Source organism: Hydrogenophaga palleronii, assembly GCF_031457455.1.
In the GTDB taxonomy this organism is placed as follows: Bacteria; Pseudomonadota; Gammaproteobacteria; order Burkholderiales; family Burkholderiaceae_C; genus Hydrogenophaga; species Hydrogenophaga palleronii_A.
In genome coordinates this window covers 304,273-329,892 of record NZ_JAVDWU010000005.1, presented here as the reverse complement: position 1 = coordinate 329,892, position 25,620 = coordinate 304,273, and the positions used below count along the sequence as shown (strand labels likewise).

Annotated in this window: 22 protein-coding genes; 6 read left to right on the top strand and 16 right to left on the bottom strand. The window is 65.2% G+C overall.

Features of this window, described 5'->3' with window-relative positions:
* Nucleotides 1–23: 23 nt before the first annotated feature.
* Nucleotides 24–1,931: a sensor histidine kinase gene (locus J2W49_RS14170; protein WP_310317184.1), complete on the top strand. Its 1,908-nt coding sequence runs from the start codon at nucleotides 24–26 to the stop codon at nucleotides 1,929–1,931.
* A gap of 299 nt (nucleotides 1,932–2,230) precedes the next feature.
* Nucleotides 2,231–3,799 carry a methyl-accepting chemotaxis protein gene (locus tag J2W49_RS14165; protein ID WP_310317181.1) on the top strand — a complete coding sequence of 523 codons (1,569 nt, stop codon included), beginning with the start codon at nucleotides 2,231–2,233 and terminating at the stop codon, nucleotides 3,797–3,799.
* A gap of 153 nt (nucleotides 3,800–3,952) precedes the next feature.
* Here J2W49_RS14165 and J2W49_RS14160 read toward each other — a convergent pair whose 3' ends face one another.
* From J2W49_RS14160 to J2W49_RS14120, 9 genes are all read right to left on the bottom strand, one after another.
* On the bottom strand, nucleotides 3,953–4,603 hold the full coding sequence (locus J2W49_RS14160; RefSeq protein WP_310317178.1) for a hypothetical protein: 651 nt from the start codon (nucleotides 4,601–4,603) through the stop codon (nucleotides 3,953–3,955).
* Nucleotides 4,604–4,715: 112 nt separating this feature from the next.
* Nucleotides 4,716–5,252 carry a VOC family protein gene (locus J2W49_RS14155; protein ID WP_310317175.1) on the bottom strand — a complete coding sequence of 179 codons (537 nt, stop codon included), beginning with the start codon at nucleotides 5,250–5,252 and terminating at the stop codon, nucleotides 4,716–4,718.
* Between the two features lie 25 nt (nucleotides 5,253–5,277).
* Nucleotides 5,278–5,502 carry a DUF2783 domain-containing protein gene (locus J2W49_RS14150; protein WP_310317172.1) on the bottom strand — a complete coding sequence of 75 codons (225 nt, stop codon included), beginning with the start codon at nucleotides 5,500–5,502 and terminating at the stop codon, nucleotides 5,278–5,280.
* Between the two features lie 23 nt (nucleotides 5,503–5,525).
* On the bottom strand, nucleotides 5,526–7,238 hold the full coding sequence (locus J2W49_RS14145; RefSeq protein WP_310317169.1) for an FAD-dependent oxidoreductase: 1,713 nt from the start codon (nucleotides 7,236–7,238) through the stop codon (nucleotides 5,526–5,528).
* Nucleotides 7,239–7,431: 193 nt separating this feature from the next.
* On the bottom strand, nucleotides 7,432–7,875 hold the full coding sequence (locus J2W49_RS14140; RefSeq protein ID WP_310317164.1) for a universal stress protein: 444 nt from the start codon (nucleotides 7,873–7,875) through the stop codon (nucleotides 7,432–7,434).
* A 322-nt stretch (nucleotides 7,876–8,197) separates the two neighbouring features.
* Complete coding sequence (locus J2W49_RS14135) at nucleotides 8,198–8,629, bottom strand: response regulator (RefSeq protein ID WP_310317163.1); 432 nt, start codon at nucleotides 8,627–8,629, stop codon at nucleotides 8,198–8,200.
* A complete protein-coding gene (locus J2W49_RS14130) occupies nucleotides 8,626–11,274 on the bottom strand; it encodes a PAS domain-containing protein (protein ID WP_310317160.1) in 2,649 nt (882 codons plus the stop codon). The genes J2W49_RS14135 and J2W49_RS14130 overlap by 4 nt, the downstream gene beginning before the upstream one ends.
* Nucleotides 11,271–12,344, bottom strand: coding sequence for an ABC transporter substrate-binding protein (locus J2W49_RS14125; protein WP_310317158.1), 1,074 nt, complete (start codon nucleotides 12,342–12,344; stop codon nucleotides 11,271–11,273). The genes J2W49_RS14130 and J2W49_RS14125 overlap by 4 nt, the downstream gene beginning before the upstream one ends.
* A gap of 237 nt (nucleotides 12,345–12,581) precedes the next feature.
* On the bottom strand, nucleotides 12,582–13,703 hold the full coding sequence (locus J2W49_RS14120) for an ornithine cyclodeaminase (protein ID WP_310317155.1): 1,122 nt from the start codon (nucleotides 13,701–13,703) through the stop codon (nucleotides 12,582–12,584).
* A gap of 174 nt (nucleotides 13,704–13,877) precedes the next feature.
* On the opposite strand from J2W49_RS14120, the gene J2W49_RS14115 reads away from it, so the two are divergent.
* On the top strand, nucleotides 13,878–14,297 hold the full coding sequence (locus tag J2W49_RS14115; protein WP_310317153.1) for an Lrp/AsnC family transcriptional regulator: 420 nt from the start codon (nucleotides 13,878–13,880) through the stop codon (nucleotides 14,295–14,297).
* Nucleotides 14,298–14,337: 40 nt separating this feature from the next.
* Here J2W49_RS14115 and J2W49_RS14110 read toward each other — a convergent pair whose 3' ends face one another.
* Both J2W49_RS14110 and J2W49_RS14105 read right to left on the bottom strand, forming a co-directional pair.
* Nucleotides 14,338–15,465: a sensor histidine kinase gene (locus J2W49_RS14110; protein WP_310317147.1), complete on the bottom strand. Its 1,128-nt coding sequence runs from the start codon at nucleotides 15,463–15,465 to the stop codon at nucleotides 14,338–14,340.
* Nucleotides 15,466–15,682: 217 nt separating this feature from the next.
* The gene (locus J2W49_RS14105; RefSeq protein WP_310317144.1) at nucleotides 15,683–17,395 is read right to left on the bottom strand and encodes a long-chain fatty acid--CoA ligase; all 1,713 of its coding nucleotides are present in this window, start codon (nucleotides 17,393–17,395) and stop codon (nucleotides 15,683–15,685) included.
* 102 nt (nucleotides 17,396–17,497) lie between these two features.
* Here J2W49_RS14105 and J2W49_RS14100 point away from each other — a divergent pair, with 102 nt between their 5' ends.
* A complete protein-coding gene (locus J2W49_RS14100; protein WP_310317141.1) occupies nucleotides 17,498–17,980 on the top strand; it encodes an acyl-CoA thioesterase in 483 nt (160 codons plus the stop codon).
* Between the two features lie 300 nt (nucleotides 17,981–18,280).
* On the opposite strand, the gene J2W49_RS14095 is transcribed toward J2W49_RS14100, so the two are convergent.
* From J2W49_RS14095 to J2W49_RS14085, 3 genes are all read right to left on the bottom strand, one after another.
* Nucleotides 18,281–19,132, bottom strand: a complete 852-nt coding sequence (locus J2W49_RS14095) for a hypothetical protein (protein WP_310317138.1) — start codon at nucleotides 19,130–19,132, stop codon at nucleotides 18,281–18,283.
* A 200-nt stretch (nucleotides 19,133–19,332) separates the two neighbouring features.
* Nucleotides 19,333–20,082: an SDR family oxidoreductase gene (locus J2W49_RS14090; protein ID WP_310317136.1), complete on the bottom strand. Its 750-nt coding sequence runs from the start codon at nucleotides 20,080–20,082 to the stop codon at nucleotides 19,333–19,335.
* Between the two features lie 69 nt (nucleotides 20,083–20,151).
* Nucleotides 20,152–20,943 carry an IclR family transcriptional regulator gene (locus J2W49_RS14085; RefSeq protein ID WP_310317133.1) on the bottom strand — a complete coding sequence of 264 codons (792 nt, stop codon included), beginning with the start codon at nucleotides 20,941–20,943 and terminating at the stop codon, nucleotides 20,152–20,154.
* 194 nt (nucleotides 20,944–21,137) lie between these two features.
* Between J2W49_RS14085 and J2W49_RS14080 the strand changes: the two genes are divergently transcribed.
* Nucleotides 21,138–21,596: a type II 3-dehydroquinate dehydratase gene (locus J2W49_RS14080; protein ID WP_310317129.1), complete on the top strand. Its 459-nt coding sequence runs from the start codon at nucleotides 21,138–21,140 to the stop codon at nucleotides 21,594–21,596.
* A 47-nt stretch (nucleotides 21,597–21,643) separates the two neighbouring features.
* Complete coding sequence (dctP, locus tag J2W49_RS14075; RefSeq protein ID WP_310317126.1) at nucleotides 21,644–22,633, top strand: TRAP transporter substrate-binding protein DctP; 990 nt, start codon at nucleotides 21,644–21,646, stop codon at nucleotides 22,631–22,633.
* A gap of 17 nt (nucleotides 22,634–22,650) precedes the next feature.
* On the opposite strand, the gene J2W49_RS14070 is transcribed toward dctP, so the two are convergent.
* Complete coding sequence (locus J2W49_RS14070; protein WP_310317124.1) at nucleotides 22,651–24,225, bottom strand: hypothetical protein; 1,575 nt, start codon at nucleotides 24,223–24,225, stop codon at nucleotides 22,651–22,653.
* Nucleotides 24,226–24,251: 26 nt separating this feature from the next.
* Entirely contained in the window at nucleotides 24,252–25,595 is a 1,344-nt protein-coding gene (locus tag J2W49_RS14065; RefSeq protein ID WP_310317122.1) for an SPFH domain-containing protein, read from the bottom strand.
* Nucleotides 25,596–25,620: the final 25 nt, after the last annotated feature.

Genomic DNA, 25,620 nt, shown 5'->3' with positions numbered 1-25,620 from the left:
TGCGATCGACCCGAGTGGGTGCCATGGGTAAGGTCTTGAACATGGCGCGCTGGCGGGGCCGCCACTGGGCTGCCGCCCTGGCCGTGCTGCTGGCGCTCACCCTGCTGCCATGGGCATGGGTGCAGTGGCAGCAGGTCCAGTTGATGTCGCAGGCGTCTGATCAGTTGTTGGAGACCCACCAGCAACAGGTGCAGCGACTCGCGACACTGGAATGGCTGCTCGTCGGTCTGATGGTGCTGGGCACGACCGGCCTGGGTGCACTGGCGGTGCTTCACATGCGCCGCCAGTTCCGGCAGTTCCAGAAGCTGCAAAAGCTCAGCAACCGGCTGGCGCATGCCCGTGACGAGGCCGAGCAGGCGAACCACGGCAAGAGCGTGTTCCTGGCCAACATGAGCCACGAAATCCGCACCCCGTTCCAGGGGCTTCTGGGCATGCTCGACCTGCTGGACGAACCCAACCTGACCGGCCGGCAGCGCGACTACATTCAGACCGCCCGGGATTCCGCGCTGCACCTGCTTGGTGTGCTCAACGACATCCTCGATGTGGCCACCTTAGACTCCGGCACGCTCAAACTCTCGCACACGCCCATCCATCTGAAGAGCCTCGTTCAAGACGTGGAAGCGCTGATGCAGGGATCGGCCCTGGACAAAGGGCTGGACCTGAACGTCTACACCGCCAGCGACCTGCCCGAATGGGTGCTCGCCGACGCCACCCGGCTGCGCCAGATCCTGTTCAATCTGCTGAGCAACGCCATCAAGTTCACTTCGTCAGGGAGCGTGATCGCGGAGGTCGCGCGGGTCCCCGACAAGCGCGATGGCGTGGTCATCACCGTGCGCGACACCGGTGCCGGCATGGATGACGCCACCCTCGAGCAGTTGTTCTCACGCTTCTACCAGGCCGACAGTTCGCTGCGCCGTCGCGCAGGGGGCAGCGGACTGGGCCTCGAGATCTCACGCAGCCTTGCCCGCATGATGGGTGGCGACATCGAGGTGCAGAGCCAGCCTGGCGTGGGGTCGGTGTTCACGGTCACGCTGACCCTTCCGGAAACGGTGGCGCCGCCTCTGGATACCCCCGACCAGCCGAAGGCGCGCCGATCCGCCTCATCCCTGCGTGTGCTGGTGGCCGAGGACCATCCCATCAACCTCAAGTACATGAGCATCCTTCTGGAGAACATGGGGCACAGCGCGGTGTTCTGTGAAAACGGACAGGAGGCGCTGGACCTGCTTGGGCAGGAGCGCTTTGACGCGGTGCTGCTCGACTACCACATGCCGGTGCTCGACGGACTCGCCACCACCGAGGCCATCCGTGCCCTCGACGGGCCGGCGGCGAGCACCAAGGTGATCCTGATCACCGCCGATGTGGTCAACGACACGCGCAAGCGTGCCAGCGAGGTCGGTGTCGACGCCTTCACCAGCAAGCCGCTGCAGGCCGAAGACCTGCAACGGGCGTTGCAGCATTGTGGGCTGCTGGAACTGGAGACCGCCGAAGCCGAGGGCGCCGGACTGCACTCGAGCCTCGGCGGCCTGTTTCCGATTTCGGCCTACGAGCTGCCCGTGCGCCTGCCCGACGAGCTCGACCCTTCCACCCTGATCGACTCCGAGTCGTTCACCGACATCGCCTCCCTGATGCCGGAGGACACGCTCGCCGAACTGCTCACCACCCTCTTCAAGCCCCCTGAAGGCTCGGTGCATGTGTTGCTCACGGCGCTGGAGAACCACGATCTCGCGGCGGTGGGTTACAACGCCCACAAGCTCAAGGGCACCGCCATGCTCATGGGTTTCCGGGCCATCGTTCGAACCGCGGCCCGAATCGAAGAGATGGTGCACAAGGGGGAGGATCCTTGCACCGGCGGCCTGAGCTTCCAGCTCCGGCACGACATGGAGCACACACAGAAAGCACTGGGTCAGTTCGGCGTGCGCGAAGTGCGTTGACGCCGGGTTTCGCGTCACCGCCTGATCCCCTCTCGAAGGGTGGAGTCCCCTTGGCCAGGCGCTCGGGGGCTGCGCAAGCACACCGCGCAAGCAAAAAAATGCGGGTCAACAACGCGTCATTTTCAACTTTTGGCTTTCCGCAAGCTCGCCGACACTGACAGTGAGTCCATCCTCCCGCTGACCCGGCCCGGGTCCGGAGATCCACTCACAAGAACCCGAGGTGGGACGGTATCCCATCGACAGAGGGCATGTGCCCCTTGAAGGCGGCCCTCATACCGGCAACCCACCAAGGAGCAGAAATGCGAATCATCTCAAATCTCAAGATCGGTAAACGGCTCGGCCTGGGCTTCGGCGTGATGCTGCTGCTTATCGGGGGCATGGCAGCCACCGGCTTCATGGGCGCGGCCAAGCTGTTTGCAGAGGTAAAAACGATCTACGAAGACCGCACCGTACCGCTCGGCGAGTTGGCCAGCATCAACAACCTGATGATGCGCAACCGTGTGCTTGTCATGGACTCGATGCTCGACCCGAACACCCTGGAACAGAACCAGACCCAGATCCAGACCAACGCCACACGCATCGGCCAGATCTGGGATACCTACATGGCCACTCACCACACCCCGGAGGAGGCGCAGTTGGCCAAGGCCTATGCCCCAGCCCGCGACGCCTTCGTGAAAGATGGCTTGCAGGCCGTCTTGGCAGCGGTGCGAGGTGGTGATCTGGATGGTGCCCGGCAGGTCTACAGCGACAAGCTCGACCCCCTGGCCCAGACCGCCATTGGCTTGTCCGACAAGCTCGTCCAACTACAGATCGACGTGGCTGCAAAAGAATTCAAGCTGGCCCACGAACTCGAAGTGCTTGTCGAGATCGTGATGGTGGCTGCCACCGTCTTTTCGATACTGCTGGGCATTGGCATTGCCATCGGCATCACGCGCTCCGTCACCCACCCCATCAATGAAGCGCTGAAAGTGGCCGAGACCGTGGCCGCCGGCGATCTGACATCACAGATCACGGTCCACGGCAAAGACGAAACCGCCGATCTGCTGCGCGCGCTCAAGACCATGAACGACAGTCTGGTGAAAGTGGTGGGGGAAGTGCGAGGCAACGCCGAAAGCGTGTCCACCGCCAGTGCGCAGATCGCTCAGGGCAACGCCGACCTGAGTCAGCGCACCGAAGAACAGGCATCGGCTTTGGAGGAAACGTCTGCTTCCATGGAACAGATGGGCTCAACCGCGAGCCAGAACGCCGACAACGCCCGTCAGGCCAATCAGCTGGCATCCAGCGCCAGCACCGTGGCCCGTGAGGGCGGCACGGTGGTTGGGCAGGTGGTACAGACCATGCGCGACATCAACGACAGCAGCCGCAAGATCAGCGACATCATCGGCGTGATCGACGGCATCGCCTTTCAGACCAACATCCTCGCGCTCAACGCTGCGGTGGAGGCCGCCCGGGCCGGAGAGCAGGGTCGCGGCTTTGCCGTGGTGGCCGCCGAGGTGCGCAACCTGGCCCAGCGCAGTGCCGAAGCGGCCAAGGAGATCAAGGCGCTGATTGGTGCCAGCGTGGAGCGTGTCGAACAAGGCACGGTGCTCGTCGATCAGGCCGGTGTCACGATGCAGGAGATCGTCACGTCGATTCAGCGGGTCAGCGACATCGTCGGCGAGATCAGCAGCGCCAGCGTCCAGCAAAGCGCTGGGGTCGGCCAGGTCGGCGACGCCATCGTTCAAATGGATCAGACCACGCAGCAAAACGCCGCGCTCGTTGAAGAGTCTGCGGCGGCAGCGGCCAGCCTCAAGACACAGGCACAGCTTCTCGTGCAGGCGGTGGGGCATTTCAAACTGTCCGGCAGCAACACGCTCGCCGCCCACTGAGCCTGCTGCCGACGCCAGCCGGGCCTTCCCTCGCCGCCTCATCAGGCGGCAGGTGCGAAGAGCCATGCCAGGGAAGCGTTCGAGCCCTCAAGGCACCTGCTTCCATCGGTCAAGAGGACGTGGTCGTTTGCCTTCAAGCAGCAGCTGACGGCATCACACCCGCTGGTCAACGAGACTTCCAGCCTCGTGAGGCGGCACGCTGCCATTGCCGTGCTCGTCGTAAGCTACCACATCGGTCATGGGCACGGGCTGCCCGGAACCTGACAAAGCAGGGCTGGGGTCTGGCGCGGGCGACGGTGCTGGCAACAAGGCGGGGCGAGCCGTCAGCGAAGCGGCCACGGTCGACAGTGCAGACGATGTGCCCGTTGACGATCCGGGTGCCTCACTGGCGGGGTCGCGCCCCAGCGCCCGGTCCACCACCGCGGCGCTGGCCTGCCACACATTGGACAGCACCTCCCGCAGGCGCCGGTGGATTTCTTCCTTGTCGCTGGCGCGCTGCTCGGCTTCCTTCGCAGCGACCTCCTGTGCCTCACGTTGGGCCAACACATCACCCTCCCGGCTTTTTCCAGCCTGTCCCTGGACTGAAGGATCGGCTTCTCCGGGCAGTTGTGACGCGCCTTGCGGGTGGCCGCCGGCCTTGGGCTGGTATGCGGCTTGTCGATTCTGACCAAAACCCAGCCCGGCCTGGGCGTCGCGGCCAGCACCCTGCGCAGGTTGCACGGGCGCGATGGGCGTCACCGCGGGCACGGCGGTGCTCGGCGGTGTCGGCCAGGACACGGCTTGGGAAGCGGAAAAGTTCAACATGGCATCACCCTCGACAAGAGGCACGCGGCAGACAAGCCGGGTGTTCTGGCCGTTGTTTCGACCGAATTGGGCGGAACTTGAGGGTTTGTTTGGCCGTTTACCGAAAGTTTTTTCAGGTAGCAAACGCCTTTTCGTGCATCCAGGCGGCGTGTTTGGGTGCGCGCTTGGTCTGGCTCCATTCGTTGAGCATGTCCCACTTCACGTCGTCGAGCCTTTGCATCATTTCAGGCGTGGCGGTGTTGGCCGCCAGTTCCAGGCGGTGGCCATTGGGGTCGAAGAAATAGATGCTCTTGAAGATGGTGTGGTCGGTGAGGCCGATCACCGGGATGCCGGTGGCCTCCAGCCGGGCCTTGGTGGCTTCGAGTTCTTCGACCGTGTCCACCTCCAGCGCAATGTGCTGCACCCAGTCGGGCGTGTTGGGATCGCGACCCATGGCCGGTGAATTCGGCAGCTCGAAGAAGGCCAGGATGTTGCCGCCACCAGCATCCATGAACAGGTGCATGTAGGGGTCGGGCGCGTGGGTGGACGGCACCTGATCCTCGGCAATGGCCAGCACAAAGTTCATACCCAGGTGCTTCTGGTACCACTCGACGGTTTCTTTGGCGTCCTTGCAGCGGTAGGCGACATGGTGGATCTTGCGGATGTTCATGGAGTGCTCCTTCGGGTGTGGGGTGTCAGATGCCCTGGCGTGCGGTCGCCATGGCCTGTTTGAGCACGGCGATGTCGCCCACCTGATTGGCCAGCAGCAGGATGAGCTTGGCGTTGAGCAACTGGCTCTGCTCGTCGCTCAGGTCGCGATGTGTGTCGATCAGGGCTTCGTAGAAGTCGTCGCCAGGCGTGAAGTCTCGGAAGTAGCGCTGGCCGGGTTCGGCGAGGTTGGGCTGGCTTTGCAAGGGCATGGTGTCTCCTCGTTGGGTGGGGTTCAGGCGGCGGCCGTCTCAAGGGCGGCGTGGCGTGTGGCTGCCGAAGCGATGTCCTGCGCGGCGGCGCGGGCCAGCGCGCGCTGCACGGCGTGCAGGTCAAACCGGCGCCAGCGGGCGGCCACGTGCTGGTCGGGGCGCATCAGGTAGACCGTGCCCGGACGCGCGTTGAGCCGCTGGGCCACCAGGCCCTCGCGGTCGTGCAGCACTGCCATGCCGGCCGTACCGTTCCCAGCGCGGGCGGTGACCGCCACGGTTTCCACCGGAATGGCCGCGTCTGCCAGCTCCGCCGCCTGAGCGCGCAGGGCCGGGTCGATCTGCTCCACGCTGTCGGCAAAGACGAGCAACTGAAACCGGTTGCCCAGTTGGTCCAGCAACCAGGCGTCCTGGCCGTCCACACGGACCGGCGCGTCGTCCAGGGGCGCGCCAGGCACCATGTTGCCTTCGAAGGTGTCTGCGTCGGGCGTGTTCAGTGCCGAGTTCACCAGAAAAGCCGGCACACTCAGCCGCCCGGAATTCACCAGCTTGCGGGCGAATGGCTGGGTGCGTGCCAGCTCCAGCGCCGCGTTGCGGAACAACTTGCTGACCGCGCTCTTGGGGGTGATGAAGTCGGTCGAGCGAGTGGAGTTGCGGATGTTTTCGTCGGCCGCGTAGGTGCGGTCGGCGTCATACGTGTCCAACAGGGCGTCGGGCGCCAAGCCCTTCATCACCAGCGCGAGCTTCCACACCAGGTCGTCGGTGTCCTGGAAGCCGGAATTGGCGCCGCGCGCACCGAAGGGCGACACCTGATGCGCCGCATCGCCCACGAACAGCAGGCGGCCATGCCGGAAGTTCTTCATGCGCCTGCACTGGAAGGTGTAGATGCTGGCCCATTCCAGGGCGAACGGGCGTTCGTCGCCCAGCATGGCCTTCACACGGGGAATGATGTTCTCGGGCTTCTTCTCTTCTTCCGGATCGGCGTCCCAGCCCAGCTGGAAGTCGATGCGCCAGACGTTGTCGCTCTGCTTGTGCAGCAACACGCTCTGGTTGGGGTGGAACGGCGGGTCGAACCAGAACCAGCGTTCGGCGGGATAGTCGGCCTCCATGATCACGTCGGCGATCAGGAAACGGTCCTTGAACACATGGCCTTCGATGTCCAGGCCCAGTTGCCGACGCACGTTGCTGCGCGCACCGTCGGCCACGATCAGCCAGTCGGCATCGATTTCAAAGGCGCCATCTGGCGTCTCCACGCTCACCCGGCCACCGTTTTCCAGCGGCTGGACGCCGGCCACCTTGTACTTCCAGCGCAGGTCCACCCCGAGTTCGGTGGCGCGCTTCACCAGCGCCTCTTCCAGGTGGTACTGCTGCAGGTTGATCATGCCCGGGCGCTTGTGACCGGGTTCGGGCACCAGATCGAAGTGGTAGACCTCCTCTTCGCGCAGAAAGGTGCGGCCCACGTTCCAGCCCACGCCCTTGTCGACGATGGGATCGCCCACGCCCAGGCGGTCGAGGATTTCCAGCGCGCGCTTGGCGTAACACACGGCGCGCGAACCGAACGACACGCTGTCCTCTTCGTCGAAAAGCAACACGTCCAGACCGTGCAGCCGTGCATCAATGGCAGCGGCCAGCCCGACCGGGCCGGCGCCAATCACCACCAGTGGCTTACGCTGGGGCGCGGTCTGCATCAGGTCGTGGGGAGGATGGTAGGGGAAGGTGGGGTAGGTGTACGTGGCCATTTGTGCTCCTCTGGGAATGGCGCGACTGTACCCAATAATTCACTATTGGTAAATTGATTCCTCTATTCGTAATGTTTTACTCGGGAATCGAAGGCCGATCTACCGGCGGTCGGTGCGGGTTTTGCGAATGAAAGGCTCAGAAACGACTTGGCCGGACTGCGTCCGGCCAAATCAGGAAAAACCCGGGGGCGTCTCAGTCGTCGGCGTCGGCCGGCGGCTTGACCAGGGTGACGGGCACCGGCGAAATCTGCACCATTTCCTGCGACACGGAGCCCAGCACAGCCGCGCGAAGCCCACCGCCCCGCGTGCTCATGATCACCGCATCACAGGCGTGCCGCTCCACCGCCTCGACCAGCATCTGCGCCGGATCACCACTGCTCACATCCGCCTCCACCTGCTGGGCAGCCGCAGCCAGCAACCCCATCGCCGGGCGCACCAGGTCACGCCCCGCGCCCTCGCTCACCTTCTGCAGCACGTCGGGATCGTGCGCCACCACCAGCTCGTACAGCGTCGCGCTTTCTTGCACATTGGCCACGACAAAACGCGCCTTCAAACCCGCGCCCACCAGCCTGAGCGCATGGTGCACGGCCAGCAAGGCGTGTGGGGAGCCATCGGTGGGAATGAGAATTTTCAACATGCGGGGATCCTGGAAATGAATTGAACCGAAGCCCGTTCATACCACGTTTGTTCTGAGTGAGCGCCCTCTGCACCGTGTGGTCGGGCTGAGCAGCGCAAGGTCGCCCTCCGGAGCGAAATGCCCCATCAAGCAACACCAAGGATCCGGCTCCGCCGGTCCAAAGGTGTGCCCCCTTGAGGGGCGCGCGCGCAGCGCGGCGGGGGTATTCCCAGCACGTTCCGGAGCGAAGTGCCTCATTCCAGAGATACCGTGGAACCGGCTTTGCCGGGCCACTGGTATCGCCCCCTCGAGGGGGCGACGCGAAGCGGCGCGGGGGTGCTTTCTAGTACGGCCGCTCGTTGAGCACACACCAATAGAGCTCGATGTGATCCGCCACCTCCATGAACTTGCTGAAACTCACCGGCTTCTCGATGTAGGAATTCACACCCAGATCGTAGGCCGCCTTGAGGTCCCGGTCTTCGCGGGATGAGGTCAGCATCACCACCGGGATGCGGCGAAAACGTTCGTGTGACTTGAGCTGGCGCAGCACTTCCAGGCCGCTGACCTTGGGCATGTTGATGTCCAGCAGGATCACCGCCGGGACCGGATCACCGTTTTCCCAGCGCGCAAGAAAGGCCAGCGCCTCTTCGCCGTCGCGCGCGACGAGGATGTTGTTGCCGAAGCGCTTCTTGCTGAATGCCCTCAGGGTGAGGTCGAGGTCCATCGGGTTGTCCTCCACCAGCATGATGGGAGGCATTTGGGGAGACGGGTTCATACAGGAAACTCCAGATAGAAAGTGGCTCCCTGGCCCAGTTCACTTTGGGCCCATACGCGGCCGCCCATGCGCTGCACTGCCTTGGACACCAGCGCCAGCCCGACGCCGGTTCCGGGGTAGTCTTCGGCGCGGTGCAGCCGCTGAAAAATACCGAAGATGCGGTCATGGTATTGCATATCGAAGCCCACGCCGTTGTCTTTGACCCAGATCAGGCAGCTTTGCCCTCGCTGGCTCACGCCAATTTCGATACGCGGCGCGCTGCCACTGCCGCTGAATTTCAATGCATTGCCGATCAGATTGCGCAGCGCCAGCTTCAGGCCCTCCCGGTCCAGCCGCAGGGTAAGGGGCTCGACCTGCTGCACCACCTCGACGCCATGGCGTTCGATGTCGGGTGCGAACAGCTCCAGCAACCGCTCGATCAGGGACTGCACCTCCACCGCATCCGACCCCATGGTCCGGCGGTCCAGATGGGAGTAGTCGAGCAGATCCGAGATCAGCTCGCTCATCTGCGACACACCAGCACGCACGCGCTCCACAAAATGCCGCCCTTCGTCGTCCAGTTGCGGACCGTATTCCTCCAGCAGCAACTGGCTGTAGCCATCGATGCCACGCAGCGGCGCCCGCAGATCGTGCGACACGGTGTATGAAAACGCCTCCAGCTCATGATTGGCGTCACTCAGCTGCGCCGTGCGCTCTTTCACGCGCTGCTCCAGCGCCTCGTTGGTGCGCCGCAGCAGTTCTTCCGCCTGCTTCACTGGCGTGATGTCGAGCATCGTGCCGGTATAGAGCGGCAGCTGGGACACATCGCGCTCCTGCCTGCGCACGGTACCCTGGAACCAGCGCACTTCGCCGTGCGCCGGATTGGTCCGGAAGACGACATCGCCCACCGACTCCCCGCGCGTCATGTGCTGCATGTCGGCAGCCACGATGGCCCGATCATCCGGGTGCAGGCGCTCCAAGAACCCCTCGAAGTCAGGCGCCCCATCGGAGGGGTCCAGGCCCAGGTTATGGAACATCTGAGAAGACCACCACCCTTGCTGGGTGTCGGGGTCAAATGTCCAACTGCCCAGGCGGGCCAATGCTTCAGCCCGGGCCAGCCGATCCATCTGTTCACTCAGCTGTGCATTGGCGCGAAGCCGATCGGTGATGTCCTGCACAGTGGTGAACAGGTGAAGAATGCTGCCGTCCGGATTGCGCAGGGGCCTGACGTTGATCTCGGTGTCCACCACTTCGCCATTCTTGCGCACGAACCGCTTCTGCATGCCGTAGCTGTCGATCCGGCCTGCTGAGAGGTCATCGAACAGGTTCAGGTTCGGCTTCAGATCGTCCGGGTGGGTGATGTCAGTCCACGGCAGTTCGAGCAGCTCTTCGCGCGGGTAGCCGAGGATTTCGCACAAGCGGTCGTTCACCTGCAGCCACCGCTTGTCTGCTGTTGAAGAGATGGCCATACCGATGAACGGCAACTCGTAGAACAGCCGCAGTGTCTGGGCCTGCGCCTGCTGGGCCAGTTGTGCTTCCTTCTGCACCGTGATGTCCAGCAGGATCCCGCTGATGCGCACCACCTCACCGGCCTCGTTGCGTTCCAGGGCAGTGCGGTCGTCCACCCACACCCAGCTCCCATCGGCACATCGCAAGCGGTATTCCTGCTGGTATTCGTCGGGGCCATGAGCAAAGTAGTGAGCGATTTCAGCGTTGACGCGCTGCACATCGTCGGGATGGAAGAGGTCGTTGTATTGAATCCGCCCTTCCATCAGATCTACCGGCGCATAACCCCAGAGGCGCAGCGAATCGCTCACATACGACACCGGCCAGCCCGGCGCATTGCGCCACTCGATCACCACCAGCGGCGAGCGATCGACCACCTGTTTCATCTTGCGCAAGCGCTCCCGGTCGGCACTCAACCGCTCGGCCATGCGATCCGCCTGCGCGCCAATGAGCGCCAGCTCATCGCGCCCGGAAATGCCCGTGCGCACCGAGAGATGCCCCGCCCCCATCTCGCCCAGGGCCTGCGCCAGCCTTTCTGCCCGCCGAAACCAGATCAGATGCAGCAGCACCGCCAGCAACGCCGCTGTCGCCAGCATCACCAGCCCTTCGCGCATCAGCTCCGATTGCACCCCTGCCCGCCGGACCGCCAGTGACCTGGAGGCGTTCACCACCACCACAAGGCGGTCGCCGGTCTCGATGGGCACCAGGCCCGTCAGAATGGGCGCGTCCCCGAAGCGCTCGACCTCGATCACCTTGCTGGACGGCCGGGTCAGCACCTGACGCAGGGCCAGATCGGCGCCATTCATGCGTTCCATCACCTTTTCGATGGGCAACCCCAGGTCGCGGCGTGACAGCGATGCCAACACCCTTCCGCGCTGATCAAGCAGCAGCGCATGTTCGATCCCGCTGTGAAGCCCCAGCCCGCCCACCACCCGGCGAAACAGCAGATCCCGTCCCAGGCTGGCCTGACGATCCAGGCGGGTCTGCTCGGTGTTGAGGCGCTCGCGCAGACGCAGCGTCTCCTCCGCCATCACGGACGCCTCTGCCTGGTCCATCTCGTGCCCGTAGCGCAACGACAGCGCCGCCAGTGCCACCAGCAGCAGGAACATCGGTACCAGCCAGCGCGTGGTCAAAGGCAAAAGCCAGTTCGAAAGACTCAAGACGGTTTCTCCGCATTCATGACACGTCGAGCCGGCTCTGGATCGATGAGGCGCCCCCAGTCTGGCGCCTGGTCGAGCAGCCCCGCCGAGATCAGGGTTTGCACCAGGCGTTCTGCGCCATGCACCAAGGGGGGTGGCTGACCCGTGAGCTGCTTCAGTGAGGCCGCAGGCTCGTAGAAGGCAAGGCCACCCAGGGTATCCACGTATTCCTCGGGTGTCATGTCGGTGCCTCTGGCCATGTCGGCGGCCGTCGCTGCCCTGTCGCGCTCCAGTGCCCTCAAGCCCTCGCGCCAGCCTGCGATCAACGCGTCGACCTGCGCGGGCCGCTCCCTCAATGCACTGGCGCGCACCACCAGCACGTCGAACAGTTCGTCACTCAGACCGGCACTGTCGAAGACCACATGGAAGCCGGCCTTCTTCAAAGCGCTCGCCAGCGGTTGATAGGAAATGGCGGCCCCCGCCTTGCCGTCGCGCAGCGCGTCCAGATGCAGACTGGCTTCGAGATTGAGCACATTCACGTCGGCCGGCCGCAGCCCGGCTTTTTGAAGCAGCCGCGTCAGCATGAGCGCCCCCACGGCTGATCGCTCCACCGCAATCGTTTCGCCCCGCAGCGCCTGCAGCGTGCCAATTCCTGAGCGGGCCAGCACCACATCAGCGCCGGCGGAAGCATCGAGCAGTGCCACCAGGCGCAAGTCCTGCCCTTCGCCGGCCAGTCGCAATGCTTCGTCCAGGGTGAGGGCTGCCGCGTCGATCAGTCCGTTGCGAAAGCCACGCATGGTCTCCGAGCTGGAGGAGAGTTCCACCACCTTGATCTGCGCAGTGTCGATCATGTCGCGATCACGGGCCAGCACCAGCGGGTCGTACCCGACCCAGCTGTTCACGCCCAGCACCAGGGGTGGGGGTGGAGGCGATTCGCAGGAGCCCAGGACCAAGCTGAAGGCGAGCAACGCCAGCGAGCCAATGCGCCTGGCCCAGGCACCCGCGGCAGGGTCAGCCAGGTTCTGGCCCCACCCCGTTCTCAGCTCCCTGGATACCTGCTCCCGCGCAGGGAACGCTGCCGATTGCAACATGTCCAGCCCTCTGTGTTCGGTTGCATTCTGTCACCACTTCATCTCCACGGGTCTTCAACGCAGGCGGTGTTCCTTGATTTCGTTTCGGTGATATTTCCCTTGCAGGGCAAAATCAAGCTCCCGTCAAGGGAACCCTTTTGTCGAATGCCCTGCGATCATCCTCCACGATTTGCCGGGAAACTGAAAGCCCCAGCCCCCCTTCAAAGGGGTTCACTCTGGCGAATCGGGAGGCCTGCCTCAGGCAGGTTGCAGATGGGTAGGCGATGTACCCAACGAGACCGGGCGCAGCGAACCGTAGAGATTCTTCGGGTCGGCCAGCCGGGGGATCAGATCGATGCGCTGACCCAGGCCCAGGCGGACGGCGCTGTCCATCATGAAGCGCAGGGCAGAGAAGTCTTCCAGTGCGAAGCCGACCGAGTCGAACACGGTGACCTGCTCGGTGCTGTCGCGTCCGCTGCGTTCACCGACCAACACCTGCCACAACTCGGTGACAGCAAAGTTCTCCGGCTTGTGCTGGATCTCGCCTTCGATGCGCGACTGCGGCTCGTACTCGACGAACACCTTGGCGGTGTCCAGGATGTCGCCGTGCAACTCCGTTTTACCGGGGCAGTCGCCCCCCACGGCGTTGAGGTGCATGCCGGGCGCGATCATGTCGGGGGTGAGGATGAGGGCGTTGCGCTTGTCGGCGGTCACCGTGGTCACGATGTCGGCACCGGCCACCGCCTCGGCCGTGCTGGAGCACACCGTGACCTGCAAGCCGCTGCGCTGCAGATTGAACACCAGTTTGGCAGTCGCGGCGGGGTCCACGTCGAACACACGGAGCGAGGTAATACCCACCAGATCTCGGAAAGCAAGGGCCTGGAATTCGCTCTGGGCACCGTTGCCGATCAGCGCCATCGTGCGGCTGTCCGGTCGGGCCAGCACCTGGGCGGCCAGAGCCGACATGGCGGCCGTGCGCAGGGCCGTGGTGAGGGTGAGTTCACTCAGGAACAGCGGCGCGCCGCTGTCCACATCGGCCAGCACACCAAAGGCCATCACCGTGGGCAGGCCGTGGCGGGTGTTGCCCGGGTGGCCGTTGACGTACTTGAAGCTGTAGCGGTGGTCGTCGGCGACCGGCATGAGCTCGATCACCCCGCCCTGCGAATGCGAGGCCACGCGCGCCGTCTTGTCGAAATCGGCCCAGCGCAGAAAGTCGGCGCGGATGTGCTCGGCCAGGCGGCCCAGGCAGTGCGTCAGTCCCAGGCGCCGCACCAACTCGGCGGCTTCGGGGGCACTGAGGTACAGGGTGCCTGTTGTCGCGAAACGCGCCAGGTCGGCTCGCGCGGTGGCGTGTTGGGTGTGTGTGGAGGCGCTTTTCATGGGGTTTTCCAGTGTCTCAAGGTGCAGCGAGGGCGGCGCCCAGGTGTCTGGGCCCCAAATCCTCTCAAGCATGAGAACCAGTTTGCCGGTGGCACGTGGCAATGAAAAGCGCCAAAAAGGTAGAGATATGGCAGAAAATCCAGCAGAACGACAACACCTTTTGGCGTTTTGCACATGGACCAACTCGATCAGCAACTCATCGCCACCCTGCGCCAGAACGCACGCCTTTCTGTGGCCGACCTCGCCCACAAGCTGAAGGTTTCGCGCGGCACGGTGACCAACCGGCTGCGCAAACTGGAAGACAGCCAGGTGATCGTGGGCTACACGGTGCGCCTGCGCCCGGAGGCACAGCCCGAGCGCATCCGGGCCTGGATGGGAGTGCTGGTGGAGGGCAACCAGTCGCGGCGCGTGCTGGCCAGCCTGCTGGGCGAACCGGCCGTGGCCGGTCTGCACGACACCAACGGCCGCTGGGATCTGCTGGCCGAGATCGAGGTGGGTTCCATGGGCGAGCTGTCGCAGGCGCTGGAGCGCATCCGCCTGATCAGCGGCATCCGCGGCACGGAAACCAGCATTCTGCTGACCAGCTATCGGTAAAACCACTGCAATGCTTGTTGAAAAGCAGTGCTGGTGGGTGCTAACTGAGCGTCCTGCGCGGAAGCCTGATGGTGAAGATGCAACCCGTACCGGGCACATCCCGCACGGTCAAGGTGCCGCCGTCCGCCTCGACATTGCGCTTGGCGATGGTCAGACCCAGCCCCATGCCGCTCTTGTTGTCGCTCGCTTGAACAAACGGCTGGAAGATGCTCACGGCCGAACCTGGTGGCAGGCCGCCGCTGTGGTCCCTGACCTCCACCAGCACCTGCCCTCCTTCCGCATAGGCACACAACGCGACCTCCGTGTGCGCGCGGGTGAACTTGAATGCGTTCTGGAGCAGGTTGTTCAATGCAGCCATCAGACGCTCCCGGTTGCCAGCGATACCGAGTGTCGGGTCCACTTCGTCGACCGAGAAACTGCAGCCTTTGTCACTTGCGTCGAGACAGGCGGCGTTCCTGGCTTCAGCAACAAACAGCATGAGCGAAAAAACACCCGAGTGCGGCGCCTCGGCGGCGACACTGACCGCCGACTGAGACAGGTTGAGCAAGGTCGCCAGGGAAGACAGACTCCGCTTCATGACAGCCCCTGTCGCCCCCCCGATCGGCAGCTTCCCGGATTCCAGGGCGGCGAAGGCCAGCGTGGCCGTGTTCAGGTAGTTTCGCAATTCATGCACCAGCATGCCCAGACGCTCGTATTCCACCGCGGCCTGTTTCAGGGCAACACTGGCGTCGCGCTCCATGGCGAATTCGGTGACCGCGTCGGCGATGGCGTTGTCCAGGCACCTGTTCAGCGTGCGGAATTCTTCAACGGAGAATGGCTCTTCGCGCTCGACGGCCAGATCGGTGATGGCCTGGCAAAGGTCGCCATAGTCGTGCACCACCTGGTCCACAGAGAAACCGAGTCCAAGAAGCTGCTTGCCATGCGCTGCGGCGCTCTCACCCATTTCGGACAGGTTGGCCGCGTCACCGCCTGAAGCGCCGGAAATCCTGAAACTCTCTTCCAGATCGCCCTTGTCTTGTGCCTGCAGGGTTCTCATCAGCTGGTCGAGGAACATCGGAATGCCATTGGCAAGCTGGGCCGCAGTGGCCGCCCGCCTGGGCCTTTGTGCGACCTTGGCCTTGCACCGTTCGATGAGTTCGCCCCGGTTGTCCGCTAAAAATTGATGCATGTCTTCTTCCATCGGTGACTCCGGTGTAGCCACGGTGCGTTTGAAGAAGAGGGCCGGTGTCCGTTGTGTCTTGCGGTGTGGAACCATTGCGCCACAGTGTGCCTCGACGGTATGTGCGCTACCGTACATGGAGCGACACCAAACACCCCAGAAAGCCTCTGAGACGGCCGCCGCACCCGCCGCCCGCCTGACCTGACTGGCCGGCCTGTGCAGCCGATCAGGCCCCGGGTGAAAGGCTGCTGGCGCCCGCGTCTGCCTCGGCCTGGCGCTCCTGCAGCTCGCGCCACATGATCTTGCCGGTACCGGACTTGGGCAGGCTTTCCACAAAGCTCACCAACCGCGGGCTCTTGTAGGCTGCCATGTGCTCACGCGCCCACGCCACGATGTCCTGCTCGCTCACCTGGCCCCTGTGCTCGGGCTTGAGCACCACCACCGCCTTCACGGTTTCACCGCGCTTGTCGTCCTGCGCGCCGATCACGCAGACCTCGTGGATTGCCGGGTGGGCGTACATCAGCGCTTCCACCTCGGCTGGCCACACCTTGTAGCCGCTGGCGTTGATCATGCGCTTGAGCCGATCGGTCATGAAGAAATAGCCGTCTTCGTCCACCCGGGCCAGATCGCCCGTGCGCAGGAAGCGCTGGCCGTCGATGTCGATGAACGCCTCGGCAGTGGCCTTGTCATTGCGCCAGTAGCCCTGCATCACCTGCGGCGCGTGCACCACGACTTCACCCGTTTCGCCTTGCGGCACTTCCTGCAAGGTCACGGGATCGAGGATGCGGGCGTCCACTCCGAACACCGGAATGCCCAGGCACTGCGGCTTGGGCCGGTGCGGCGGGTTGATGTGGGTAGCGGCCATGGTTTCTGACATGCCGTAGCCCTCCACATAGTCCAGCCCGGTCAATGCCTTGAGCTTGGCTGCCACCGCTTCGGGCATGGCGGCGCCACCGCCGCGGATGCCGTTGAGGGCAGACAGGTCGACTTCATCAATGCGCGGATTGGCCAGAAAGTCCACCACCATGGTGGCGATGGCCTGCCAGCTGGTCACCCCGTGGCGCTGCATGAGTTCGGCGGCGGTCTCGCGGTCCCAGCGCGACATCAGTACCACCGAGGCACCGACCAGCAAGGGACCGTTCATGCCCCCGGTCATGCCGGTCACATGAAAGAGCGGCAGCACCGAGAGCATGACGTCGTCCTGCGTGCGGGCGAACCAGTGCATGCCACCCACCGCGGTGCACATCACGCTGCGGTGCGTGTGCATGCAGCCCTTGGGGTGGCCGGTGGTGCCTGACGTGTAGGGCATCACGCACAGATCGTCGGGCCCGGCGGTATGTGGTCCAGGCGCACGGTGGGCGGCCAGCGCATCGTGCCAGGCGTGCAGGCCCGCACCTTGGGAAACCCGGCGGGGATCGGTCACGAAGTCGGGCAGCCGCAGGCCTTCGGGTTGGCCCAGGTAGTCGCTGTAGGTGGCCACCACCAGGTGATCGATCGCGGCCTCGCCCGTAGCGCCGTGGGTCCGGTGGTGCGGCAGCGCTTGCGGCAACAGGTCTTGAGCCACCAAGGCCACGCGGGCGCCGCTGTCGGCCACGTAGTGCGCCAGTTCTTCGCTCATGTTCATGGGGTTCACCGGCACCACCACCGCGTTGGCACGCAAGATGGCGTAGTAGCCCAGCATCCACTGCGGGCTGTTCTGCAGGTACAGCAGCACGCGGTCGCCAGCCTTCACGCCGCAATCGTGCTGCAGGTAGCCGGCCAGGCGCGTGGCTTCGTCGTGAAAGCGGGCGAAGCTCAGTGGCTCGCCGTAGTACAGCAGAAAAGGCTTGTGGGGAAACCGCCGGGCCGACACCTCGGCGTTGTAGAACAAGCTGGTCTCAGGCAGCGTGAGCCGGCGCGGCAGGTTGGGTGGCCAATGGGGATCGTGCGGCATGGGCATGCGGCATTCTGGACCCGGGGCGTGCGGCTGTCTGTCCCCGGCGTGCGCCGTTTCCTTCATACTTCGCCACTTTCCGTCCCTCTTTCACTGTCATTCCGCACCATGAACCTGCCCTCACACCAACTGACCATGACCGTCTTGATGACGCCCGACATGGCCAATTTTTCCGGCAAGGTCCATGGCGGCTCCATCCTCAAGCTGCTGGACCAGGTGGCCTACGCCTGTGCCAGCCGATACGCCGGCCGTTATGTGGTCACGCTCAGCGTGGATCAGGTCATGTTCAGACAGCCGATTCAGGTCGGTGAACTGGTCACCTTCCTCGCCTCCATCAACCACACCGGCAACTCATCGATGGAAGTGGGCATCAAGGTGGTGGCCGAAGACATCCGCGTGCAGTCGGTGCGCCATGTGAACAGTTGCTTCTTCACCATGGTGGCGGTCGACGACGATGGCAAGCCGGCCACCGTACCCGTGCTGGCGCCGGCCACCCCCGACGAGCGCCGCCGCCATGCAGCCGCCGAAATCCGCCGCGAGATGCGACGTGAAATGCAGCGCCGCTTTGCCGCCATTCACGCTGGCGACTGAACCCGGAAACACCCCCGCGCCGCTTCGCGTCACCCCCTCGAGGGGGCGGCACTGGCCGTCCGGCAAAGCCGGCCCGGCGGTGCCCCTGGACTGGACCACCTCACGCGTCGTGGGTCGCGCGCTGGAGCAACCGACCGAAGCGCAGGGCCGCCCCAAGCAAGGTCAGCCCCCTCGGGGGGCAGCGACCCGCGCAGCGGCGGAGCGTGGGGGCCTTCGAGCCTGCCGCCGGGCCGCCCCAAGGCAGGCTCAGCCCCCTCGGGGGGCAGCGACCCGCGCAGCGGCGGAGCGTGGGGGCCAACCTTATGGCAGCGGCAGGTCGTCGTCGTCGTCCAGCACCTGGCTCACCATGTAGGGCAGCACCTTCAGGATGAACACCTCGCCCACCCAGTGGCGAAGATCAGGATCTGAAAGCCCGGCCTCCGAGGTCAGCACCATGCTGCTGAAGCTGCCGATGCCGTCGTCCATGGCAATGCCTGCAGGCACGGGTGAGGCAAACAAGGCGCCGCCACGGGGAGATGTCGTTTCCCTTTGCCAGACGCGGTCAAAGCGGTCGAAATAGCCCACCGTTCCGCGGCGCCAGACATCGGCCACGTAAAAATGCCAGGCATCTCCGTGCTCGGCCACGAAGCCCCACGAGAACTCATGCACCTGCGCGGGCGCCACGTCGAACACGCCGATCTCGATCACGTCTTCCCGGGCGGCGTACTCGGCATACAGGGGCCCAGGACCGCCAGGTGCCGCATCAATGAAGCGCTGGATTTCCTCAGGCAGTGAACTGAAATGCGGTTCAGGCTCGCCCGGTGTGCGCTTGGCCCGGCGCAGCAGCCGCGCCGTGGCGTCCACGGTTTTCTGGGCGGCGATGATGCGGTCCATGAAGGTCTTTCGGCCTTCGGGCGTGGACAGCATCTCCACCGTTTCGTCGAAGGCCACGTCGTCCTGCAGATGGCCGTCTTCACGCAGGCGCAAGGCGATGTCGAGCATGGCGTTGCGCGTGATGTGTTCGAGCATGTAGGCCATGTCGCCGCCCTCGTAGTCCATCATCGACTGCCGGACCCAGGCCACGGTTTCTTCCTGGGTCAGCCCCTCCGGTGCGCGCGGCATGTCGTTGAAGAGTGCCCTCAGCACCCTGACCGTGTCCAAATCGCTCGCCATGTGTTCTCCGCCGGTGGAATCCGTCAATTCGGTCGCGCTGGCATCAGCCTTGCCCCGCCACACGCGCTTCGCCAAGCATAGTGCGGTTCGGGACCCGCATGAAGCCGTCTGACGCCAACTCCGTCACGCAAGGGGGCTCCCCATGGTCGCAGGCGACCGCGCGCCGCGGCGTCCTGGTCGGGCACTGGCTCACCACATGGTCAGCCGCGCCCGATGTAGGGCATGTTGGTGGCCATGACCGTGGTGAACAGCACATTGGCCGACAGCGGCAGGCGTGCCATGCCCATGAAGGTGTCCACCACCGCCTGCAGGTCCATGCGCGGCTCGGGGCGGATGCTGCCGTCGGCCTGGGGCACGCCGTCGACCATGCGGGCGGTCATGTCGCTCGCGGCGTTGCCAATGTCGATCTGCCCCACCGCAATACCAAAAGGGCGGCCGTCGAGTGCGGCGGTTTTGGTCAGACCGCTGACGGCATGTTTGGTGGCGGTGTAGGCGATGGAACCCGGGCGGGGCGCATAGGCCGAAATGGAGCCGTTGTTGATGATGCGACCTCCCATGGGCGTCTGCTCTTTCATCAGCTTGAAGGCCTGCGAAAGGCAATAGAACGCACCGTTCAGGTTCACGTCCACCACCTGCCGCCATTCGGCCGCCGACACCAGATCGGGCGTCTTCGCCGTCAGTCCGCCACCGGCGTTGTTGAACAGCAGATCCAGCCGGCCGAAGCGCTCCCGAACTGCGGCAAAGGCGGTGGCCACGGCCTCGTCGTCGGCCACGTTGCACGGCAGCACAAACGCGTTGGCGGCCTTGTCTCCTGCGGCTTCGGCGGTGGCCTGCAGCGCGTCGAGCCGCCGACCCATCAGGGCCACGTGCCAGCCTTCGGCCAGCAGGCCCAGGGCACAGGCGCGGCCGATGCCACTGCCGGCGCCGGTGACGATTGCGTATGAGGTCATGGAGCGGATTCCTTCAGGTGGGATGAAAAGATGAGGCACTGTGCCACAGCTGGCTGGCGCGGAACCCGCTCACCCCTTGCCCAGCGGCGGCCGGCCGAACAAGCTCGATCCGTTGCTGATCGGACCCAGTTCGGCGGCCGCGGCCAGCAACGTGGGTGCCAGGGTGTGCATGCGCTCACTGGTGAGCCGGATGCGCGGCCCGGCGATGCTGAGCACACCGATCGCTTCGCCCCGGCGCATCACCGGTGCCGCCATGGCGCTCATGCCCGGGGCAAACACCTCGTCGATCATGGCGTAGCCGCGCACGCGCGCGGCATGCAGATAGCCCAGCAAGGCCTTGACGGTGGTGGGCGCCTTGGGGCCGTACTCGGCAGGCGAGCCAAAGCCCTGGCGGGTGACCAGGTCCAGCGCGCGTTCGTCGCTCAGCGTAAGCAACCAGGCGTGGCCCGACGCCGTACACGACAGGCGCGCGTCCATGCCCATGTCGGGGTCGTAGCGCAGGCCCTGGCGCATGCCTTGCGCTTTGGCAATCCAGGTCAGGTGGTCGTCGTCCACGATCGAAAGCCGCACCAGTTCACCCGAGCTGTGCGCGAGCCGTTCCAGCAAGGGTTCGGCAATGTCGACAATGCCCGCCGTGCTGAGGTAGCCCAGCCCCAGCGAGGCCAGTTTGGTGGTGAGCAGGTAGTCGCCCTGCGCGCGCACCTGCCGCACATAGCCGCGGCGCTGCAGGTCTTCCAGCAGCCGGTGGCAGGCACTCAGCGGGATGTCCAGCTCGGCCGCCATCTGGGCCAGCGGCAAGCCACCGGGGTGGGCCGCCATGTGCTCCAGCAGGGAAAGTCCACGGTCCAGTGCAAGGTTCATGTCTGTTTTTCTGTATTGCGGGATGGGTTTCCAGTTTGGAAAGTCTTTCCTGGTCCAGATCAAGAATCGGCGGCAAGAACCCATCTGCTCCCGATGACGACCTGAAAACCCCTGGCGCCAATGTAGGCGCCTTCACGCGAATTGACCAGCCATGCCGCCGGCGCAAGCGGCCCACCTGACTGACCTGCTTGGACATGAACGACACCATCCACATTCTCAACGGACCCAACCTGAACCTGCTCGGCGTTCGCGAACCCGCGCTTTACGGCCGCACCACCTTGGCCCAGGTCGAGCAGCTGTGCCGCCGCGTGGCGGCCGAGCTGGGGCTGGGCTGCGAATTTCGCCAATCCAACCACGAAGGCGTGCTGGTGGACTGGCTGCACGAAGCGCGCGAACAGGCCGCCGCCGTGGTCATCAACCCGGCCGGGCTGTCGTTCCGCTCAATCCCGCTGCTGGACGCTCTCAAGGCGCTCGACAAGCCCATCGCCGAAGTGCACATCACCAACATCCACCGCCGCGACGAGCTGTACCAGAAGTCCCTGATGTCGCAGGCGGCCACGGGCGTGATCTGCGGCTTTGGTGCGTTCGGCTACGAGCTGGCGATCCGCGCCGTGCATGAGCGCCTGTGCGCCGCAGCCCCGGCCGCCACCTGAAGCTTTGTTTGTTTGTTTTTCACCCCAACCCAGAGGAGACATTTGCCATGACCCATCACATCAACCGCCGTTGTGCCATCGCTGCCGGCGCCGCCCTGGCCTCCGCCGCGCTCGTGCCCGCCTGGGCGCAGGGCACCACACCGTTGCGCTTCGCCGCCGTGTTCTCCGACCGCGACATCCGCGCCGACATGATGAAAATGTTCGGCAAAGACGTGGAGGCCGACTTCAAGCTGGAGGTCTACCTGAACTCCACCCTGTACCGTCAGGGCACCGAACTGGTGGCCCTGCAGCGCAACAACCTCGACATGGGCAACATCGGCCCGCAAGACATCGCCAAACAGGTGCCTGCCTGGTCGCTGCTCACCTCGGCCTACCTGTTCCGTGACGCCAACCACCTCGGGGCCTTCTTCGCCAGTGACATGGGCACCGAGATGAAGAAGATGGTCGAAGACCAGTTGAAAGTGAAGATCCTGGGACCGACCTTCTTCGGCACGCGCCAGGTCGGCCTCAAGCCAAAGAAGAAGATCAACGTGCCGGCCGATCTGGCGGGCATCAAGCTGCGCATGCCACCCGGTGAGAGCTGGGCTCTGCTGGGCCGTTCGCTGGGCGCCAACCCCACGCCCATGGCCTACGCGGAAACCTACACAGGCCTGCAGACCGGCGCCATCGACGGCCAGGACAACCCGCTGCCCAATGTGCAGAACATGAAGTTCTTCGAAGTCATGTCGCAGATCGTGCTGACCTCCCACCTGGTGGGCTACGACCTGCTCACGGTGAACATGAAGATCTGGGAAAGCATGTCGCCTGCCAAGCAGCAGGCCTTTCAGGCTGCCGCCGACAAGGCCATTGCCTGGAGCACGGCCGAGCACCTCAAGCGCGAGAAGGAGCTGGCCGACAGCTTCCGGCAACAGGGGCTGGACGTCTACGAGCCCAACATCGATGCGTTCCGCGAGCATGCGCAGAAAATCTATCTGGCGTCCGCCGAAGCCAAGCAGTGGCCAGCGGGCATGCTGGACAAGATCAATGCGATGAAATGAGGCTGGCCTGAACGGCTTTAGCGCAGCGCCAGCGACTGCCCTTTCCAGCCGGCATCGGACCACCGGTTGAAAGCCCCCAGCGCATCGGGCCTGAAAGCGGTGCGTTCCGGAATCAGCGTGTCCAGGCTCACCACCTCGAATCGGCGAATGGTTCGGCCTTCGGCCACCGCCTCCCGGGCCACGAGCATGCTTTTGCCGCCAGGCACCCAGCCGGCAAACTCGGCGAAACCCACACCCGGCAGCAACGCTGCCGGCGGCTGCACCAGCACCTCCCAGCCCTGGCGTGTCTGGCGAAACACCCAGAGTTCGCGCCAGCCGTCGATGGGTTGCACCGCGAGCACGATGGCGTTGCGCTCACGGTTGCGCTGGGCTGACGCCGCCCACACCTGGCCCCAGGTGCAACGCTCGACGAGCGTTTCCCGGGGGCTGTCGGTGACCAGCTTCATGGCGGCCTTGCCGTCAGGCCGCTTCTTGGAGGGCACGTCGGCGCGCGGATCCTCATGCAGCCTCACGCAGGTCTGCCCGTCGGCCTGGGTGTGCACGGTCAACGGCAAGCCTGTCGCCACGGTGGTGGCAGAAGGCATGGCCGCCCAGCGGACCGCGTTGGTGCGCAGCAACGCCTCGCGGTGGTCGCGCTGGTCGACCTCCGACAGGTCGTCGAGCGAGACGGCGGTGAGGGCATCCAGGGCCAGGCGGGCGGCGGCACTGGCGGCGCTGGCGTCACCGCGCCGGGCGGCGGCAAAGGCCAGCCGGCTGAGCACCTCGGCCTGCCGGACCTTCAGCCGGGCGGCCCAGTGCGCTGACAGTCCCTCGATGCCGATCTGAGCCAGCACGGCATCCCGCTGCTGATCCAGGGCTTCTCGTTCGGCGGGCCGCACAGGTTCGGCCACACAGTCCGGGCGCGTGAGCGACAGCGCCGCGCGGGCCCGCTGATCCGGCGTGGCATGCCGGTTCGCCAGCAGGCGGCGGTAAGCATCGCCGTCGTAGCAGAACACCACGGCATCGCCTGAAGCCACGCTGAGGTAGCGCACGCCTTGGCGGGCCGCAATGTCCAGATGCGCGGTCAGGGTGGTCTGTTGGCTGCTGCGCTCACCGGCGCCTTGCGACGCCCTTTCCGCGAGCCGGTCGGCCTGCCGGCCGATGGCGTCGAGCACGGCGGCCTCGGCGGGGCCCTGCAGGTCTTGCGGGGGCAATGCCTGGATCACGGCGGCCGCCAGCGCCAGGCCCAGCGTCTCGGCGCCCGGCTGGTCGCTCACGAAAGCCAGCAGCGCCTGCAGGCCGGGCACGTTGGCCGCCGAAGTTTGCAGGGGATGCAGCTGCTCGCGCAACACGAAGCCACCGCGCTCGCGGTGGTGGTCCCAGACCTGCGCGTAGTCGCCCCGCAAGCCCCGCACCTCCAGCAGCTCGCCGCGCCAGAGCACACTGGAGCGCGCGGCCGACGCGGCCGGCGCAGCGCGCAGCGGCGCCATGTCGCGCGTGACCACGGCCACTGTCAGAGAAGGTGCGGGTGCGGCGGCCATCGACACCGCGCAGGTGAACGCCAGCACCACGGCGAGTGCGAAAGCCACCAGTCTTGAGGTTGTGCATGTCATTTCCCTGGCTCCGTTGTGAATCGAGCTCATCGTTCAACCACCCGGTGCTCGTCTTCCAGATACGTCACCTGCCGGCCACGCGGTGCGGGTGCCGCTGCGGTGTGGGTGCCCAGCAGTTGGTCGCCAATGAAGCCCCCGCTCTGCGGCGGCGAGGCGATGATCACCTGCACCTTGTCGCTCAGGCGGTCGGCCATGGTCTTCTGGATCAGCAGCGGGTGGCGGGTGATGAGCGCGCCTTCCACCGCCATCTGCTCGGCCTGCACCTTGCCCAGGCTGGCCTGGCGGTAGGCTTCGGCGTCGGCCAGCTTGCGGCGCGCATCGGCTTCGGCTTGGGATTCGATCTCGCGCGCCTCGGCGTTGGCCTTGGCCTGCTGCACCCGTTGCACGCGGGCGGCTTCGGCTTCGAGCTTGCGCTGTTCGATCTGGCGCTGCTTGAAGGGCAGCACGTGTTTCATGGCCTCTTCCTGCGCCTTGGCGGCGATGATCTGTTCGCGCGCCGCGGCCTCGGCGGCGATCTCGCGCCGCGCCTTGTCGGCATTGGCCTTCAGCTCGCCTTCGCGCACCTGCTTCTCGCGCAGCTCCAGCGTGTAGCGCATCTTCTCGGCCTCCAGGCCCTCGGTCAGCAGCACCTCCATGCCGCGCCGGTAGTCGGCAGGCAGGTCGATCTGGCCAATGTGCAGCGAGCGCAGCACCAGGCCGTCGCGCGCCAGCCGGGTGCCGATCTCGCGCACCATCGCCTCTTCGATCTGACCGCGTTGCGACGAAAAGATCTCGCGCACCGTGTGCCGGGAAACTATTCTGTAGACCGTGGCCTGCACCGCCGGCTCCACGATCTGCTGGTCCAGGTTGGCGGGCAGGCTGTGCAGTTGAGCGCCCGAACGTTGTTCCACATCGATGGCGTAGCGCAGCTTGAGCGCAATACCGATCGACAGGCCCTCCACCGTCTGCGCCGGCTCCGGCCCGTCGGCGCGGGCCATGGCGGTGGCCTCCCAGTGGCGGTCGTGCAGGTCGTGCACCGTGACGCGGTGGATGCCGGGCCAGGCCCAGAGGCTGCCGCTGCGCCAGACCGTGGTGTCGCCGGTCAGCTGGTTGCTGCGCACCGCCAGCTCGCCAGGCACCAGTTGCCGCACCGGCGGGTACTTGACCATCACCCAGGCGGCTCCGACGACCAGTGACACCACCAGCACACCCACCACCAGCGGCTGCAGATCGACCCGGGGCATAGGCATGGGGCGGTAGGGTCTCGCGCTGGCCGTGGCAGGTGCGCTGGCGGAAGGCGCGAATTCGGTTTCCGGCGCGTCTGGCACTGGCTCGGGTGGCTGGCCTCTGAGGCGGCGCCAGGCGCGGGACAGGGCATCGAACAAAAGCATGGTGGTTTCTCCTGCGGTGGTGGGC